This window comes from Klebsiella sp. 2019SCSN059 (assembly GCF_021739525.1).
Taxonomy (GTDB): domain Bacteria; phylum Pseudomonadota; class Gammaproteobacteria; order Enterobacterales; family Enterobacteriaceae; genus Klebsiella; species Klebsiella quasipneumoniae.
Map to the genome: position 1 here is coordinate 153,458 of NZ_JAKKOM010000003.1, position 15,679 is coordinate 169,136.

10 protein-coding genes are annotated in these 15,679 nt (G+C 62.6%); all 10 read left to right on the forward strand.

Features of this window, described 5'->3' with window-relative positions; all coding sequences use genetic code 11:
* Positions 1 to 68 precede the first annotated feature (68 nt).
* The 10 genes from lgt (at position 69) to recD (ending at position 15,521) form a co-directional block, all read left to right on the forward strand.
* On the forward strand, positions 69 to 944 hold the full coding sequence (lgt, locus tag L2I46_RS05320) for a prolipoprotein diacylglyceryl transferase (protein WP_004205445.1): 876 nt from the start codon (positions 69 to 71) through the stop codon (positions 942 to 944).
* A gap of 6 nt (positions 945 to 950) precedes the next feature.
* Complete coding sequence (gene thyA, locus L2I46_RS05325) at positions 951 to 1,745, forward strand: thymidylate synthase (protein ID WP_023290899.1); 795 nt, start codon at positions 951 to 953, stop codon at positions 1,743 to 1,745.
* Between the two features lie 188 nt (positions 1,746 to 1,933).
* On the forward strand, positions 1,934 to 2,485 hold the full coding sequence (locus tag L2I46_RS05330; RefSeq protein WP_085551581.1) for a prepilin peptidase-dependent protein: 552 nt from the start codon (positions 1,934 to 1,936) through the stop codon (positions 2,483 to 2,485).
* Positions 2,482 to 3,039, forward strand: a complete 558-nt coding sequence (locus L2I46_RS05335) for a prepilin peptidase-dependent protein (protein ID WP_236947589.1) — start codon at positions 2,482 to 2,484, stop codon at positions 3,037 to 3,039. Before L2I46_RS05330 ends, L2I46_RS05335 begins: the two co-directional genes overlap by 4 nt.
* Positions 3,036 to 3,443 carry a DUF2509 family protein gene (locus L2I46_RS05340; protein WP_023290896.1) on the forward strand — a complete coding sequence of 136 codons (408 nt, stop codon included), beginning with the start codon at positions 3,036 to 3,038 and terminating at the stop codon, positions 3,441 to 3,443. Before L2I46_RS05335 ends, L2I46_RS05340 begins: the two co-directional genes overlap by 4 nt.
* Entirely contained in the window at positions 3,428 to 3,751 is a 324-nt protein-coding gene (locus L2I46_RS05345) for a prepilin-type N-terminal cleavage/methylation domain-containing protein (RefSeq protein ID WP_023290895.1), read from the forward strand. The genes L2I46_RS05340 and L2I46_RS05345 overlap by 16 nt, the downstream gene beginning before the upstream one ends.
* Positions 3,752 to 3,763: 12 nt before the next feature.
* Positions 3,764 to 7,141 (forward strand): exodeoxyribonuclease V subunit gamma, encoded by a 3,378-nt coding sequence (recC, locus tag L2I46_RS05350; protein ID WP_236947590.1) that lies wholly within the window; start codon positions 3,764 to 3,766, stop codon positions 7,139 to 7,141.
* A 120-nt stretch (positions 7,142 to 7,261) separates the two neighbouring features.
* On the forward strand, positions 7,262 to 10,147 hold the full coding sequence (ptrA, locus tag L2I46_RS05355; RefSeq protein ID WP_032453972.1) for a pitrilysin: 2,886 nt from the start codon (positions 7,262 to 7,264) through the stop codon (positions 10,145 to 10,147).
* Positions 10,144 to 13,680: an exodeoxyribonuclease V subunit beta gene (gene recB, locus L2I46_RS05360; RefSeq protein ID WP_236947591.1), complete on the forward strand. Its 3,537-nt coding sequence runs from the start codon at positions 10,144 to 10,146 to the stop codon at positions 13,678 to 13,680. The genes ptrA and recB overlap by 4 nt, the downstream gene beginning before the upstream one ends.
* Entirely contained in the window at positions 13,677 to 15,521 is a 1,845-nt protein-coding gene (recD, locus tag L2I46_RS05365) for an exodeoxyribonuclease V subunit alpha (RefSeq protein WP_050533529.1), read from the forward strand. Before recB ends, recD begins: the two co-directional genes overlap by 4 nt.
* Positions 15,522 to 15,679: the final 158 nt, after the last annotated feature.

The following is a 15,679-nucleotide window of genomic DNA, read 5'->3' on the forward strand; positions in this document are numbered from 1 at the left end:
GTTTTAATCGGGCATGGATCATCACCGCTGTCCACTTTCGGCGGAATAACAAGTCTTTATGGTGACAGATGAATAGTGGCTACCTGCATTTTCCGGAGTTCGATCCGGTCATTTTTTCTCTAGGCCCGGTCTCCCTCCACTGGTACGGTTTAATGTACCTGGTGGGCTTTGTCTTTGCGATGTGGCTGGCCACCCGTCGGGCGAATCGTCCGGGCAGCGGCTGGACGAAAAATGAAGTGGAAAACCTGCTTTACGCGGGCTTCCTCGGCGTCTTCCTGGGCGGCCGTATCGGCTACGTGCTGTTCTACAACCTGCCGGTCTTTCTTGCCGATCCGTTGTATCTGTTCCGCGTCTGGGACGGCGGCATGTCGTTCCACGGCGGCCTGATCGGCGTGATCCTGGTGATGATTATCTTCGCCAGACGCACCAAACGAACCTTCTTCCAGGTCTCCGATTTTATCGCGCCGCTGATCCCGTTTGGCCTTGGCGCCGGGCGTCTGGGCAACTTTATCAACGGCGAGCTGTGGGGCCGCGTGGACCCGAGCTTCCACTACACGATGATTTTCCCGGGCTCCCGTGCTGAAGACCTGGCGCTGCTGCCGACCCACCCGGAATGGCAATCGCTGTTTGATACCTATGGCGCGCTGCCGCGCCACGCGTCGCAGCTGTACGAGCTGGCGCTGGAAGGCGTGGTGCTGTTCCTGATCCTGAACCTGTTTATCCGTAAACCGCGCCCGACCGGTTCCGTTTCCGGCCTGTTCCTGATTGGCTACGGCCTGTTCCGCATTATCGTGGAATTCTTCCGCCAGCCCGACGCCCAGTTCACCGGCGGCTGGGTGCAGTACATCAGCATGGGGCAGATTCTTTCGATCCCGATGGTGCTTGCGGGTATCATCATGATGGTTTGGGCTTACCGCCACCGTCCGCAGCAACTGAATTCTTGAGGAACCATGAAACAGTATCTTGATTTGATGCAGAAAGTGCTCGCCGAGGGCACGCCAAAAAATGACCGCACCGGCACTGGCACGATCTCTATTTTCGGCCATCAGATGCGTTTTAACCTGCAGGAAGGCTTCCCGCTGGTGACCACCAAGCGCTGTCATTTACGCTCCATCATCCATGAACTGCTGTGGTTCCTGCAGGGTGACACCAACATCGCCTATCTGCACGACAACAACGTCACCATCTGGGACGAGTGGGCAGATGAAAATGGCGACCTGGGACCGGTTTACGGCAAACAGTGGCGTTCCTGGCCTGCGCCGGACGGTCGTCATATCGACCAGATCAGCACGGTGATGGACCAGCTGAAAAACGACCCGGACTCCCGCCGGATCATCGTTTCGGCGTGGAACGTCGGCGAGCTGGATAAGATGGCCCTGGCGCCGTGCCACGCCTTCTTCCAGTTCTATGTCGCCGACGGCAAGCTCTCCTGCCAGCTGTATCAGCGCTCCTGCGACGTCTTCCTCGGCCTGCCGTTCAACATCGCCAGCTACGCGCTACTGGTGCATATGGTGGCGCAGCAGTGCGATCTGCAGGTCGGCGATTTCGTCTGGACCGGTGGCGATACCCATCTGTACAGCAACCATCTCGAGCAGACTCATCTGCAGCTGAGCCGCGAACCGCGTCCGCTGCCGAAGCTGGTCATCAAACGCAAGCCCGCGTCGATCTTCGACTACCGCTTTGAAGACTTCGAGATTGAAGGTTACGATCCGCACCCGGGAATCAAAGCGCCAGTGGCGATTTAACCCCCTCTGCAGATATGACCAACCGGCGTCCGATGACGCCGGTTTTTTTATGCCGTTTTCACCACCTGAATGAGTGGCAGCCCTCGTCGCCATTAGGATAGGAACGCTTCACCCCGCCCCCTGACCACAGGCGGTTGTGGGCGGGAATGTTGGAAAGAGGCTCGCAAAAAAATGTTCTGCTGTTGATCATACAAACCTTTTTTGCGTGTCTGGCCGGGAAAGCTATTTTCCGTCGTCGCGCCAGGGCTAACCGCCGCGGCATACTCTGCGCCATGAACAGAGAACATGGCTATACCCTGATGGAAACCCTGGTGACGCTGACGTTAATGATGATCCTCAGCGTCGGCGGCCTGTACGGCTGGCAGCGCTGGCAGCAGCAGCAACGACTGTGGCAAACCGCCGTCCAGGTGCGGGATTTCCTGGTCTTCCTGCGCGATGACGCCAACGCCTACAACCGGGACCGCGTGCTTCGCGTCGGCCAGGATGAAGAGGGCTGGTGCCTGAGTGCGCAGGCGGAGGCGTCGGCGTGCGCCTCCGGGTCAACCTTAACGCTGCGCCCGCGCTGGCCGGGGATCTCGCTGGCTGGCGTCACGCCTGGCCTGGGATTCTACGGACTGCGCAGCACCGCCTGGGCGGGCAATCTGCGGCTGCAGAGCGAGGCCGGCAGCTGGAGCATTGTGATTTCACACTGGGGGCGGATTCGTTTATGCCGTAGCGACAGCGCGGGAGGGTGCCAGTGAGCCGCCGCGGGTTTTCCCTTGCGGAGGCGCTTATCGCCATGGCGATAGGCTCGCTGCTGCTGATTGGCGCCTGCCGCTTTCTACCCGCCCTGCAGCGCCATATTCTGCGCCAGGGCGAACAGCTGGCCCTGGAGAACGAACTGTGGCAGCGGGTGCATGCCGTGGGTAAACATCTGCAGCGCGCCGGATACTGCCGGGGAGCGTGCGGCGGAGCCGGACTGGAGCTTGCCGCCGACGGCGAGTGCCTGATTGTGCGCTGGGACGCGAACAGCAATGGGACATGGGAAACCTCCCCTGCGGCAGCGGCGGAGAGCACCGGCTATCGCCTGCGCGATGGCGCGCTGGAGACTTTGCGCGGAGCCAGCGACTGCCGCGGCAGCGGATGGGAGAAAATCACCAATCCGGCCGCTATGGTGGTGACGCGCTTTGCGGCGCAGCGTCTGCTGACCGAGGGCTTCGCGCCGGAGCTGATCGTGACGCTGGCGGCGCGCTCTGCCCGGCAGGCGGGTCTGGCGGCCGAGGTGGAGCAGCGGGTGACGGGGTATAACCTGTGATCCGCCAGCGTGGAATGTCGTCGCTGCTGATGGTGCTCCTGTTGCTGACTCTCGGTAGCCTGCTGCTTGAGGGGCTTAACCTGCAGCAGCGGGCGCTGCTGGCGCAAACCGCCAGCGAAACGCAGGCGATCCGCGATACGGCTGTGGCCCATTCGGCGCTACAGTGGGGAAAACAGCAGGCCTGGTCGACACAGGCGCCGCTGGCCTGCCGCGAGCAGGCGCAGCAGGGCTGGCGCGCCTGTCTGCGCATCTTCGACGACGGTTCGCTGCTGCTCAGCAGCGCCAGCGGCGAGGTGCAGGTCTGGCAGTCCGGCGAGGTGCGCGGCGGGCAGGTGCGTTTCTCCGCCCATGGCTGGAGCGATTTTTGCCCGCTCAGGGAGGTGAGCTTATGTCAAATGCCATGAAGCGCCAGCGGGGTTTTAGCCTGCCGGAGACCGTGCTGGCGATGGCGCTGATGGTGCTGACGGTCGCCGCGCTGGGCGGCTATCAGCGCGGAATGGCGCAAGGGGTCCACCAGCTGAACCAGACGCGTCAGCTATGGCGCGACGCCTGGCGCTATAGCCAGCTCTCCGCGCCGCCTCCGCCGGCAGGCGAGCAGGTAAGCCGTATGCAGACATCGACGCAAAGATGTGTCAGCATCACGGTAACGATCAGTATGCCCGTTGCAAAGCGGGCGCAGATGACCCGGCTGCATTGCCCGGTCAGCCAGTAGTCAGGAGCAATTATGTTAAGGGTATACCACTCAAACCGGCTGGATGTTCTCGAGGCGTTGATGGAGTTTATCGTCGAGCGCCAGCGGCTGGATGACCCTTTTCAGGCTGAAATGGTGCTGGTGCAGAGTACCGGTATGGCGCAGTGGCTGCAGATGACCCTGGCCTCGCGCTTCGGAATTGCCGCCAACATCGAGTTTCCGCTGCCGGCGAGCTTTATCTGGGATATGTTCGTGCGCGTCCTGAAAGATATCCCTGGCGAAAGCGCCTTCAGCAAGCAGAGCATGAGCTGGAAGCTGATGACTCTCCTGCCGCAGCACCTGGAAGAAGACGATTTTATCCTGCTGCGCCAGTATCTGAGCGATGACGGCGACAAACGCAAGCTGTTTCAGCTGGCCGCCCGGGTAGCGGACCTCTATGACCAGTATCTGGTCTATCGCCCGGAATGGCTGATGCGCTGGGAGGCCGACCAGCAGGTTGACGGCCTCGGCGACGCCCAGCAGTGGCAGGCGCCGCTGTGGAAAGCGCTGGTGCGCTATACCGCCGAGCTCGGTCAGCCGCAGTGGCACCGCGCCAATCTCTATCAGCGCTTTATCAGCGCCCTGGAAAAGGCGGATGAACCGCCCGCCGGGCTGCCGTCGCGCGTCTTTATTTGTGGAATTTCCGCGCTGCCGCCGGTCTACCTGCAGGCGCTGCAGGCGCTGGGTAAGCATGTCGATGTCTATGTGCTGTTCACCAACCCCTGCCGCTACTACTGGGGAGATATTAAAGATCCGGCGTTTCTGGCGAAGCTACTGTCGCGTCAGCGACGCCATCACCGCGAGGCGCGCGCGCTGCCCCTGTTCCGCGACGCCGGGCAGGCGCCAGGGCTGTTTAATGACGCCGGGGAGCAGGATGTCGGCAACCCGCTGCTCGCCTCCTGGGGCAAGCTGGGACGCGACTATATCTACCTGCTGGCGGGGCTGGAGCGCTATGAGGAGCTGGACGCCTTTGTCGATATCGTTCCTGATAACCTGTTGCATAACCTGCAGTCGGATATCCTCGAACTGCGCAACGCGGCGGTGGCCGGGCAGAGCGCAGAGGCGTTCGCTCACAGTCACGACAAACGTCCGCTGGCGCAGGATGACCGCAGCCTGAGCATTCACGTCTGCCACAGTCCGCAGCGTGAGGTGGAGGTTCTGCACGATCGGCTGCTGGCGATGCTGGAGGCGGATCCGACGCTCACGCCGCGGGATATCATCGTCATGGTGGCGGATATCGATAGCTACAGCCCCTATATACAGGCGGTGTTTGGCGCCGCCAGCGGCGACCGCTGGCTGCCGTGGGCGATCTCCGACCGCCGCGCCCGCGAGTCGCACCCGGTGCTGCAGGCGTTTATCACGCTGCTCTCGCTGCCCGACAGCCGCTTCGCCAGCGAAGATGTACTGGCGCTGCTGGACGTGCCGGTGCTGGCGGCGCGCTTTAACATCAACGAAGAGGGGCTGCGCTACCTGCGCCAGTGGGTCAACGAGTCCGGGGTCCGCTGGGGAATGGATGACGACAACGTCCGTGAGCTTGACCTGCCGGCGACCGGCCAGCACACCTGGCGGTTCGGCCTTACCCGCATGCTGCTGGGCTACGCGATGGACAGCCGGGAGGGCGAATGGCAGTCGGTGCTGCCCTATGACGAATCCAGTGGTTTGATCGCCGAACTGGTGGGTAACCTCGCATCGCTGCTGATGCAGCTTAACCTGTGGCGACGCGGTCTCGCCCAGCAGCGGCCGCTGGCGGAGTGGCTGCCGGTCTGTCGCGATCTGCTGAATGACTTTTTCCTGCCGGACAGCGAGACCGAAGCGGCGCTGGCGCTGATTGAGCAGCAGTGGCTGGCGGTGATTGATAGCGGTCTGGAGGCGCAGTATGGCGACCAGGTGCCGTTGACGCTGTTGCGCGATGAGCTGGCCCAGCGCCTCGATCAACAACGGATCAGCCAGCGCTTTCTCGCCGGCCCGGTCAACATCTGCACCCTGATGCCGATGCGCTCTATTCCTTTCAAAGTGGTTTGCCTGCTGGGGATGAACGATGGGGTTTATCCGCGAACGCTGCCGCCGCTGGGCTTTGATTTAATGAGCCAGAAGCCGCAGCGCGGCGACCGCAGCCGGCGCGATGATGACCGCTACCTGTTCCTTGAGGCGCTGATGTCCGCCGAACAGACGCTGTATATCAGCTACATCGGCCGTTCTATCCAGGACAACAGCGAGCGCTTTCCCTCGGTGCTGGTGCAGGAGCTGGTGGATTACATCGGCCAGAGCCACTGTCTCGCCGGCGACGAGGAGCTTGATTGCGACACCAGCGAGGCGCGGGTTAAAGCCCACATCACTCACCTGCATACCCGCATGCCGTTCGACATCGCCAATTTCCAGGAGGACGAGAACAAGAGCTACGCCCGGGAATGGCTGGCTGCCGCCGGCCAGCAGGGTGAGGCGCATAGCGACTTCATTCAACCGCTTACCCCGCCGCCGATAGACAGCCTGCCGTTCGAGCAGCTCCTGCGCTTCTGGCAGCACCCGGTTCGCGCGTTCTTTCAGCAGCGTCTGCGGGTCAATTTCCGTGCGGAAGAGGATGATATTCCCGATGACGAGCCCTTCACACTTGAAGGGCTGAGCCGTTATCAACTGAACCAGCAACTGCTCAATACCCTTATCGAGGAACAGGACGCCTCGGCCATGTTCCGCCGCTTCCGCGCCGCCGGCGAGCTGCCGTATGGCGCCTTTGGCGAGCTGGTGTGGGAGACGCAGCGTCTGGAGATGCAGGCCCTGGCCGAGCGGGTGAAAGCCGAGCGCCAGCAGGCGCAGAGCATGGAGATCGATCTCCAGTGCAGCGGCGTCAATCTGACCGGCTGGCTGCAGCAGGTGCAGCCGGACGGGCTGCTGCGCTGGCGGCCTTCGCTGCTGAGCGTCTCCCAGGGGATGCAACTTTGGCTGGAACACCTTGTCTACTGTGCCAGCGGCGGCACCGGCGAGAGCCGACTGTTTGTGCGTAAAGAGGGAGAGTGGCGTTTTCCGCCGCTGGCGCCCGCCGAGGCGCAGGCGTACCTTAATGAGCTGGTGGATGGCTATTTGCTGGGGATGTCGCAGCCGCTGCTGCTGCTGCCGGAAAGCGGTGGCGCCTGGCTGAAAGCCTGTTATGACGCCGAAAAGGATGTCATCGTAATGGACGAAGAGACGCAGCAGAAAGCGCGGAGCAAATTCCTGCAGACCTACGAAGGTAACATGGTGGTCAGCGGGGAGGGCGCCGATATCTGGTATCAACGCCTGTGGCGTTCGCTGGAGCCGGCGCATTACGAAGAAATCATTGCCCAGACGCAGCGTTATCTGTTACCGCTATATCGTTACCATCAGTCCACACAAATTTAAATAGTATAAAAATTGCGCAGTGAATGGCGGTTCATTTATTATGCGCAACGTATCACGGACTGATGGACATAAAAGGCTGCACGCCGTGCAGCGCAAGTTTGTTAATGATGAGGTTCGTGAATGCCCCGCAGTTTATGGTTCAAGGTTTTTGTAGTGCTGGCCGCCCTCTGGGCGCCGTTGAGTCAAGCCGACACCGGATGGCAGCCTGTTCAGGAGACGATCCGCAAAAGCGAAAAAGATACGCGTCAGTATCAGGCGATCCGTCTTGATAACGACATGGTCGTGCTGCTGGTTTCCGATCCGCAGGCGGTGAAATCGCTGTCGGCGCTGGTGGTGCCGGTGGGATCCCTGCAGGATCCGGCCGATCATCAGGGGCTGGCGCATTTTCTGGAACATATGACGCTGATGGGGTCGCAAAAATATCCCCAGCCTGACAGCCTTGCAGAGTTTCTTAAGCTGCATGGCGGCAGCCATAACGCCAGCACCGCGCCCTACCGCACCGCGTTCTATCTCGAAGTGGAGAATGATGCGCTGGACGGGGCCGTAGACCGGCTGGCCGACGCCATCGCTGCGCCGCTGCTGGATAAAAAATATGCCGACCGCGAACGTAACGCGGTCAACGCCGAGCTGACGATGGCCCGGACGCGAGACGGGATGCGCATGGCCCAGGTCAGCGCAGAAACCATTAACCCGGCTCACCCGGCGGCCCACTTCTCTGGCGGCAACCTCGAGACGCTCAGCGATAAGCCCGGCAACCCGGTTCTTGATGCGCTGCACACCTTCCGCGATAGCTGGTACTCCGCCAACCTGATGAAAGCGGTGATCTACAGCAACAAGCCGTTGCCGGAGCTGGCGCGCATGGCCGCTGACACCTTTGGCCGCGTGCCGAATCGTCACATCAGCAGGCCGGAAATAAGCGTCCCGGTGGTAACCGATGCGCAAAAAGGCATCATTATTCACTACGTGCCGGCGATGCCGCGTAAAGTGCTGCGCGTCGAGTTTCGCATCGACAACAACAGCGATCGTTTCCGCAGCAAAACGGATGAACTGGTCACTTACCTGATCGGCAACCGCAGCCCGGGGACGCTCTCCGACTGGCTGCAAAAGCAGGGACTGGCGGAAGGTATCCGCGCGGATTCTGATCCGGTGGTGAACGGCAACAGCGGCGTGCTGGCGATCTCGGCCACCCTCACCGATAAAGGCCTGGCGCACCGCGACGAAGTGACGGCGGCCATATTCAGCTACCTCAACCTCCTGCGTACTCAGGGTGTCGACAAACGTTACTTTGACGAGTTGGCGCATGTGCTGGCGCTGGATTTCCGCTATCCGTCGATCAACCGCGACATGGATTACGTGGAATGGCTGGCGGATACCATGATCCGGGTGCCGGTCGAGCATGCGCTGGACGTGGTCAACATTGCCGATCGCTACGACCCGCAGGCGATCAAAGACCGGCTGGCGATGATGACTCCGCAGAACGCGCGCATCTGGTATATCAGCCCGCAGGAACCGCATAACAAGACCGCTTATTTTGTCGATGCGCCGTATCAGGTGGATAAGATCGGCGAGCAGACGTTCGCTGACTGGCAGCAAAAAGCGCAGGCGATCAAGCTGCAGCTGCCGGCGCTCAACCCCTATATTCCGGATGATTTCACCCTCATCAAAAGCGATAAAGCCTGGCCGCACCCTCAGCTGATTCTCGATGAGCCGACCCTGCGGGTGGTTTATGCCCCGAGCCAGTATTTCGCCAGCGAGCCGAAGGCGGATATCTCCCTGGTGCTGCGTAATCCCCAGGCGATGGACAGCGCTCGCCGGCAGGTGATGTTTGCCCTCAACGATTATCTCGCCGGCATCGCCCTCGATCAGCTCAGTAACCAGGCGGCGGTCGGCGGCATTTCGTTCTCCACCGGCGCCAATAACGGGTTAATGGTCAATGCCAACGGCTACACCCAGCACCTGCCGGCGCTGTTCAGCGACCTGCTGCAGGGATACTTCAGCTATACGCCGACCGAGGAGCAGCTGGAGCAGGCCAAATCATGGTATGCGCAAATGATGGACTCCGCTGAGAAGGGCAAAGCCTACGATCAGGCGATAATGCCGATCCAGATGGTCTCCCAGGTACCGTATTTCCAGCGCGAAGTACGCCGGGCGCTGTTGCCTTCCATCACCTTGCAGGAAGTGCTCGACTACCGCGCCAACCTGAAAACCAAGGGGCGCCCTGAACTGATGGTGATCGGCAATATGTCCGCCGATGCCGCCACGACGCTGGCTCGCCAGATCCAGCAGCAGCTGGGCGCTGACGGCAACGAATGGTGCCGCAATAAAGACGTGGTGGTGAACCGGCAGCAGCTGGCGATCTTCAACAAAGCGGGCAACAGCACCGACTCCGCGCTGGCCGCGGTGTTTGCGCCGCCCAACGTGGATGAGTTCAGCAGCACCGCCGCCAGCACCCTGCTGGGACAGATTATTCAGCCGTGGTTCTACAACCAGCTGCGCACCGAAGAGCAGCTCGGCTACGCGGTCTTTGCCTTCCCGATGAACGTGGGGCGCCAGTGGGGCATGGGCTTCCTGCTGCAGAGTAGCGATAAGCAGCCGGCTTTCCTCTGGCAGCGGTTCCAGGCCTTCTTCCCCACCGCGGAGGCGAAGCTGCGGGCGATGAAGCCGGAAGAGTTTGCCCAACTCCAGCAGGCGGTGATAAGCCAGATGCTGCAGGCGCCGCAGACGCTGGGCGAAGAGGCATCGAAACTGAGCAAAGATTTCGATCGCGGTAATATGCGTTTTGATTCACGTGATAAAGTAGTGGCTCAGATTAAACTGCTGACGCCGCAAAAACTTGCCGATTTCTTCCATCAGACGGTGGTGGATCCGCAGGGCATGACGATATTGTCCCAGATTTCCGGTAGCCAGAATGGCAAAGCGGACTACGCCCAGCCGGCAGGCGGCAAAGTGTGGGAAAACGTCAGCGCATTGCAGCAATCCTTACCCCTGATGCGAGAGAATGAATGACCGACACCGCTGAGTCTTTGGATCCCCTGCGCTTGCCCTTGAGGGGCGAGCGCCTGATAGAAGCCTCTGCGGGCACCGGAAAAACCTTTACCATCGCCGCGCTGTATCTGCGGCTGCTGCTGGGGCTGGGCGGCGAGGCCGCCTATCCCCGCGCCATCAGCGTTGAAGAGCTGCTGGTGGTGACCTTTACCGAGGCGGCGACCGAAGAGCTGCGCGGACGTATCCGCAGCAACATCCATGAACTGCGCATCGCCTGTATGCGCGGTGAATCCGACAACCCGCTCTACAGCGCGCTGCTGGCGGAGATCGCCGATAAAGACGATGCCGCGAAGACCCTGCTGTTGGCCGAACGGCAGATGGACGAGGCGGCGGTGTTCACCATCCACGGTTTTTGCCAGCGGATGCTGAGCCTTAACGCCTTCGAGTCAGGCATGCTGTTCGAGCAGCAGCTGATCGAGGATGAATCCCGCCTGCGCTATCAGGCCTGCGCCGACTTCTGGCGCCGTCACTGTTATCCACTGACCCGCGATATCGCGGCGGTGATCCATGACGTCTGGAAAGGGCCGCGCGACCTGCTGAAGTCCCTTGACCGCTGGCTGCAGGGCGAAGCGCCGCAGCTCAAGTCGCCGCCAGCCGCCGACGAGACGCTGGCCGAGCGCCATCAGCAAATCATCGGCCGCATTGACTCGCTCAAGCAGCAGTGGCGCGAGCAGGTGGGGGAGATCGAAGGCGTGCTTGAAGATTCCGGCCTTGACCGGCGGAAGTTCAATCGCGGCAACCAGGGCAAATGGCTTGAGAAAGTGACCGCCTGGGCGCAGGAAGAGACGCTGAGCTATCAGTTGCCCGACGCGCTGGAGAAATTTGCCCAGTCGTTTCTGCTTGAGCGTACCAAAGCCGGTGGCGAACCGCCCGTGCATCCTCTGTTTAGCGCCGTCGAATCGCTGCTGGCCTCGTCGCTGACGCTCACCGATCTGGTGCTGGCGAGAGCGATGGTCGAGATCCGTGATGCGGTCGCGCGCGAAAAGCGCCGCCGCGGCGAGCTGGGGTTTGACGACATGCTCAGCCGGCTTGACGAGGCGCTGCGCGGCGACAGCGGCGAGGCGCTGGCCAGCGCCATTCGCCAGCGTTTTCCGGTGGCGATGATCGATGAGTTTCAGGATACCGACCCCCAGCAGTACCGGATTTTCCGCCGTATCTGGCGCCAGCGTCCGGAAACGGCGCTGTTGCTGATCGGCGATCCGAAGCAGGCCATCTACGCTTTTCGCGGCGCCGATATCTTTACCTATATGAAAGCGCGCGGCGACGTTGCCGCGCACTACACGCTTGACACCAACTGGCGCTCCTCCCCTGGCATGGTGGGCAGCGTTAACCGGCTGTTCAGCCTCAGCGATAACCCCTTCATGTTTCGCGAGATACCGTTCCTGCCGGTGAAGTCGGCGGCGAAGAACCAGGGGCTGCGCTTTACCGTTGACGCAGCGGATGTCCCGGCGATGAACGTCTGGCTGATGCCCGGCGACACCGTTGGCGCCGGCGATTATCAGACGTTTATGGCCCAGCTCTGCGCCACGCAGATCCGCGACTGGCTGAGCGCCGGTCAGCAGGGGCACGCACGGCTGTGGCGTGGGGAAACTTCGCGCCCGGTGCAGGCTTCGGATATTACCGTGCTGGTGCGCAACCGGCTGGAGGCGGCGCAGGTGCGTGAAGCGCTCCAGACGCTGGGCATCCCCTCGGTCTACCTCTCCAACCGCGACAGCGTTTTTGAGACGCTGGAGGCCCAGGAGCTGCTCTGGCTATTGCAGGCGGTGTTGTCCCCGGAGCGGGAAAATACCCTGCGCAGCGCGTTGGCGACCTCAATGTTTGGCCTGACCGCGCTGGATATTGAAAACCTCAACCAGGATGAGCAGGCGTGGGACGCGCTGGTGGAGGAGTTCAGCGAATACCGCCAGATCTGGCGTCAGCGCGGGGTGATGCCGATGCTGCGGGCGCTGATGACGGCCCGGCACATCGCCGAGAACCTGCTGGCGACCCGGGGCGGCGAGCGGCGCTTAACCGACATACTGCACATCAGCGAATTGCTGCAGGAGGCGGCCAGCCAGCTGGAAAGCGAGCATGCCCTGGTGCGCTGGCTGACGCAGCATATCGCCGAGCCGGACAGCAACGCCGCCAGCCAGCAGATGCGTCTCGAAAGCGATAAACACCTCGTGCAAATCGTCACTATTCACAAGTCAAAAGGACTGGAATATCCCCTGGTCTGGCTGCCGTTTATCGCCCGGTTTCGCAAACAAGACCAGGCGTTCTATCACGATCGCGAGACGTTCGCGGCGGTACTGGATCTGGGCCAGGATGAGGCCAGCCTCGAACTGGCGGAGGCGGAACGGCTGGCGGAAGATCTGCGCCTGCTGTACGTCGCTCTCACCCGCGCGGTCTGGCACTGCAGCCTTGGCGTGGCGCCCCTCAGCAGTCGAAAGTCCGGCAACAGCGATTTTCATCTGAGCGCCCTCGGGCGGCTGCTGCAGGCGGGCGAAGCCATGGATGCCGCCGGGCTGGCCGCGCGTTTAGCGGACTTCTGCCATGGCGATATTGCATTACAGAGACCTGGCGAGCTGGATCTGACCCCGTGGCAGGCGCCGGCGGCGAGCATTCCCCCGCTGTCGGCGCGCGAGCTGCAGCGCCGCATCGCCGACGACTGGCGGGTGACCAGCTATTCCGGGCTGCAGCAGCATGGTTTCAGCGGCGGACAGGATTTGCTGCCGCGTCTGGATGTCGATGCCGCCGGCGTCGGCGAAGTCGTGGAAGATCCGCAGCTGACCCCGCACCAGTTTCCGCGCGGCGCCGCGCCGGGAACCTTCCTGCACAGTCTGTTTGAGGAGCTGGACTTTACCCAGCCGGTGCCGGACGGGTGGATGGCGGAGAAACTGCAGCTGAGCGGGTTTGACGCGCAGTGGGCGCCGGTGCTGACCGACTGGCTGGGGGGCGTGCTGAAGACCCGTCTGCCGGGGCCGGATATCGCGCTCAATCAGCTTGCGGCGCGGGATAAACAGGTGGAGATGGCATTTTATCTGCCCATCGCCCAGCTGCTGACGGCGGAGCGCCTTGACGCGCTTATCCGCCAGTACGATCCCCTTTCCGCCGACACGCCGCCGCTGGATTTCCGCCAGGTGCGCGGCATGCTGAAGGGCTTTATCGATCTGGTCTTCCGCCACGAAGGCCGCTATTACCTGCTGGATTACAAATCGAACTGGCTGGGGGAAGATCGCGAGGCCTATACCCGGCCCGCGATGGAGCAGGCGATGCGGGCTCACCGCTACGATCTGCAGTATCAGCTGTACAGCCTGGCGCTCCACCGCTATCTGCGCCACCGGCTGGCCGATTACGACTATGACCGCCACTTCGGCGGCGTGATTTATCTCTTCCTGCGCGGCATGGACGGGCAGGAGGGGGGGCAAGGGATCTTCACCACCCGGCCGGTGCGACCGCTGATTGACGGTCTGGATCAGCTTTTTGCCGGAGAAACTCAGGAGGAGGCCTCATGACTTTCGAACAACTACTGCTGGCGGCGGTGGAGCAGCGTCTGCTGCGGCCGCTGGACGTCCAGTTTGCCCTGATGGTGGCGCAAAACGACCCGCCGGCGGTCAAGCTGGCGGCGGCCTTGCTGAGCCGGGACGCCGGCGAGGGGCACGTATGCCTGCCGCTCTCGCGGCTGAGCGGCGACGAGGCGCTCGGCGGGAAAGCGGGGGAGATCCGCGATCGGCTGCTGGCCGAAGCCGGCGCGCCTGAAGACTGGCCCGCGCTGCTGCTCGCTTCGTCGGCGGTGAGCTGCGGCGATGCCCCGGCGCCGATGATCTTATGCGGCGACCGGCTCTATCTGAACCGGATGTGGCGCAACGAGCTGACCGTCGCCCGCTTCTTCAACGAAGCCAACCGGGTGCTGGAGATGGATGAGGCCCGGCTGGCGTCAACCCTGAACGCTCTGTTCCCTGCCACCGGCGAAACCGACTGGCAAAAAGTGGCCGCAGCGGTGGCGCTGACCCGCCGCATCTCGGTGATCTCCGGCGGTCCCGGGACCGGGAAGACCACCACCGTGGCCAAACTTCTGGCGGCGCTAATCCAGATTGAAGACAGTCCGCGCTGTCGTATTCGCCTGGCGGCGCCGACGGGGAAAGCGGCGGCGCGTCTGACCGAATCGCTGGGCGCGGCGTTGAGAAAACTGCCGCTGACCGACGCGCAGAAAGCGTTGATTCCCACCGAGGCCAGCACGCTGCATCGTCTGCTGGGCGCCCAGCCCGGCAGCCAGCGCATGCGCTATCACGCCGGCAACCCGCTGCATCTGGACGTGCTGGTGGTGGATGAAGCCTCGATGATCGACCTGCCGATGATGTCGCGGCTCATCGACGCGCTGCCGGCTCACGGGCGGGTGATCTTCCTCGGCGATCGCGACCAGCTGGCCTCCGTGGAAGCGGGGGCGGTGCTGGGGGATATCTGCGCCTGGGCGAGTTCGGGCTATACCGCCGCGCGGGCGCAGGAGCTGACCCGGCTGACCGGTTCACCGGTACCGGCGGGCGAGGGGGCTATCGCTGGCGCGCTGAGAGATAGCTTGTGTCTGCTGCAAAAGAGCTATCGCTTCGGCAGTCACTCCGGCATTGGGAGCCTGGCGCGGGCGGTGAACGCTGGCGCGCGCGCGGAGGTGAAGGCCACGCTGCGCCAGCCGTTTGACGATATCGCGCTTCATCCCCTCAGCACGACCGAAGAGTACGAAGCCATGCTCGGCGCGGCACAGCAGGGCTATGAGCGCTACCTGCAGCTGCGCCGCGAGCGGGCGGAACCGCAGGCGATGCTGGCCGCCTTCAGCGAATTTCAGCTGCTGTGCGCGCTGCGGGAAGGGCCGTACGGCGTGAGCGGCGTCAATGAGCGGCTGGAGCAGCGGCTCAACCGTCAGCGGGCGATCGCCCTGCCGCGCCACTCCCGCTGGTATGACGGCCGGCCGATTATGATCGCGCGCAACGACAGCGCGCTGGGACTGTTTAATGGCGATATCGGGATAGCGCTGGAGCGCAACGGCGAGCTGAGGGTGTGGTTCCTGATGCCCGACGGCGCCATCAAGTCGGTGCAGCCGAGCCGCCTGCCGGAGCATGATACCGCCTGGGCGATGACCGTGCATAAATCGCAGGGATCGGAGTTCGACCATGCGGCGCTGATCCTGCCGGCGCGCAGCGTCCCGCTGGTGACGCGCGAACTGGTCTACACCGCGATCACCCGCGCGAAACAGCGGTTGTCGCTCTATGCCGACGAGCAGGTGCTCTCCCAGGCCATTGTGACGCGAACCGAGCGGCGAAGCGGCCTGACGGAGATCTTCGCCGGGCACAAAGCCCCCTGAGATGCCGCGTTTGGGCGACGGGTAGCGTGACGACGCACCTCGACGGCTGGGCGCATATCGGTGAGCCAGCGAGGTAAAGGGTCTACGCGAAGAGCAGAATTCTACCCGCGAGCCGCAGACAGCGTGCCGGCCAGGCGTGGCAGGGGACAGGCCCGGGG

Excerpts from the sequence above, each read along its gene's own strand:
- recC (WP_236947590.1), top strand. The coding sequence starts at position 3,764 with ATGTTAAGGGTATACCACTCAAACCGGCTGGATGTTCTCGAGGCGTTG.
- recB (WP_236947591.1), top strand. The coding sequence starts at position 10,144 with ATGACCGACACCGCTGAGTCTTTGGATCCCCTGCGCTTGCCCTTGAGG.
- thyA (WP_023290899.1), top strand. The coding sequence starts at position 951 with ATGAAACAGTATCTTGATTTGATGCAGAAAGTGCTCGCCGAGGGCACG.
- L2I46_RS05345 (WP_023290895.1), top strand. The coding sequence starts at position 3,428 with ATGTCAAATGCCATGAAGCGCCAGCGGGGTTTTAGCCTGCCGGAGACC.
- lgt (WP_004205445.1), top strand. The coding sequence starts at position 69 with ATGAATAGTGGCTACCTGCATTTTCCGGAGTTCGATCCGGTCATTTTT.
- ptrA (WP_032453972.1), top strand. The coding sequence starts at position 7,262 with ATGCCCCGCAGTTTATGGTTCAAGGTTTTTGTAGTGCTGGCCGCCCTC.
- recD (WP_050533529.1), top strand. The coding sequence starts at position 13,677 with ATGACTTTCGAACAACTACTGCTGGCGGCGGTGGAGCAGCGTCTGCTG.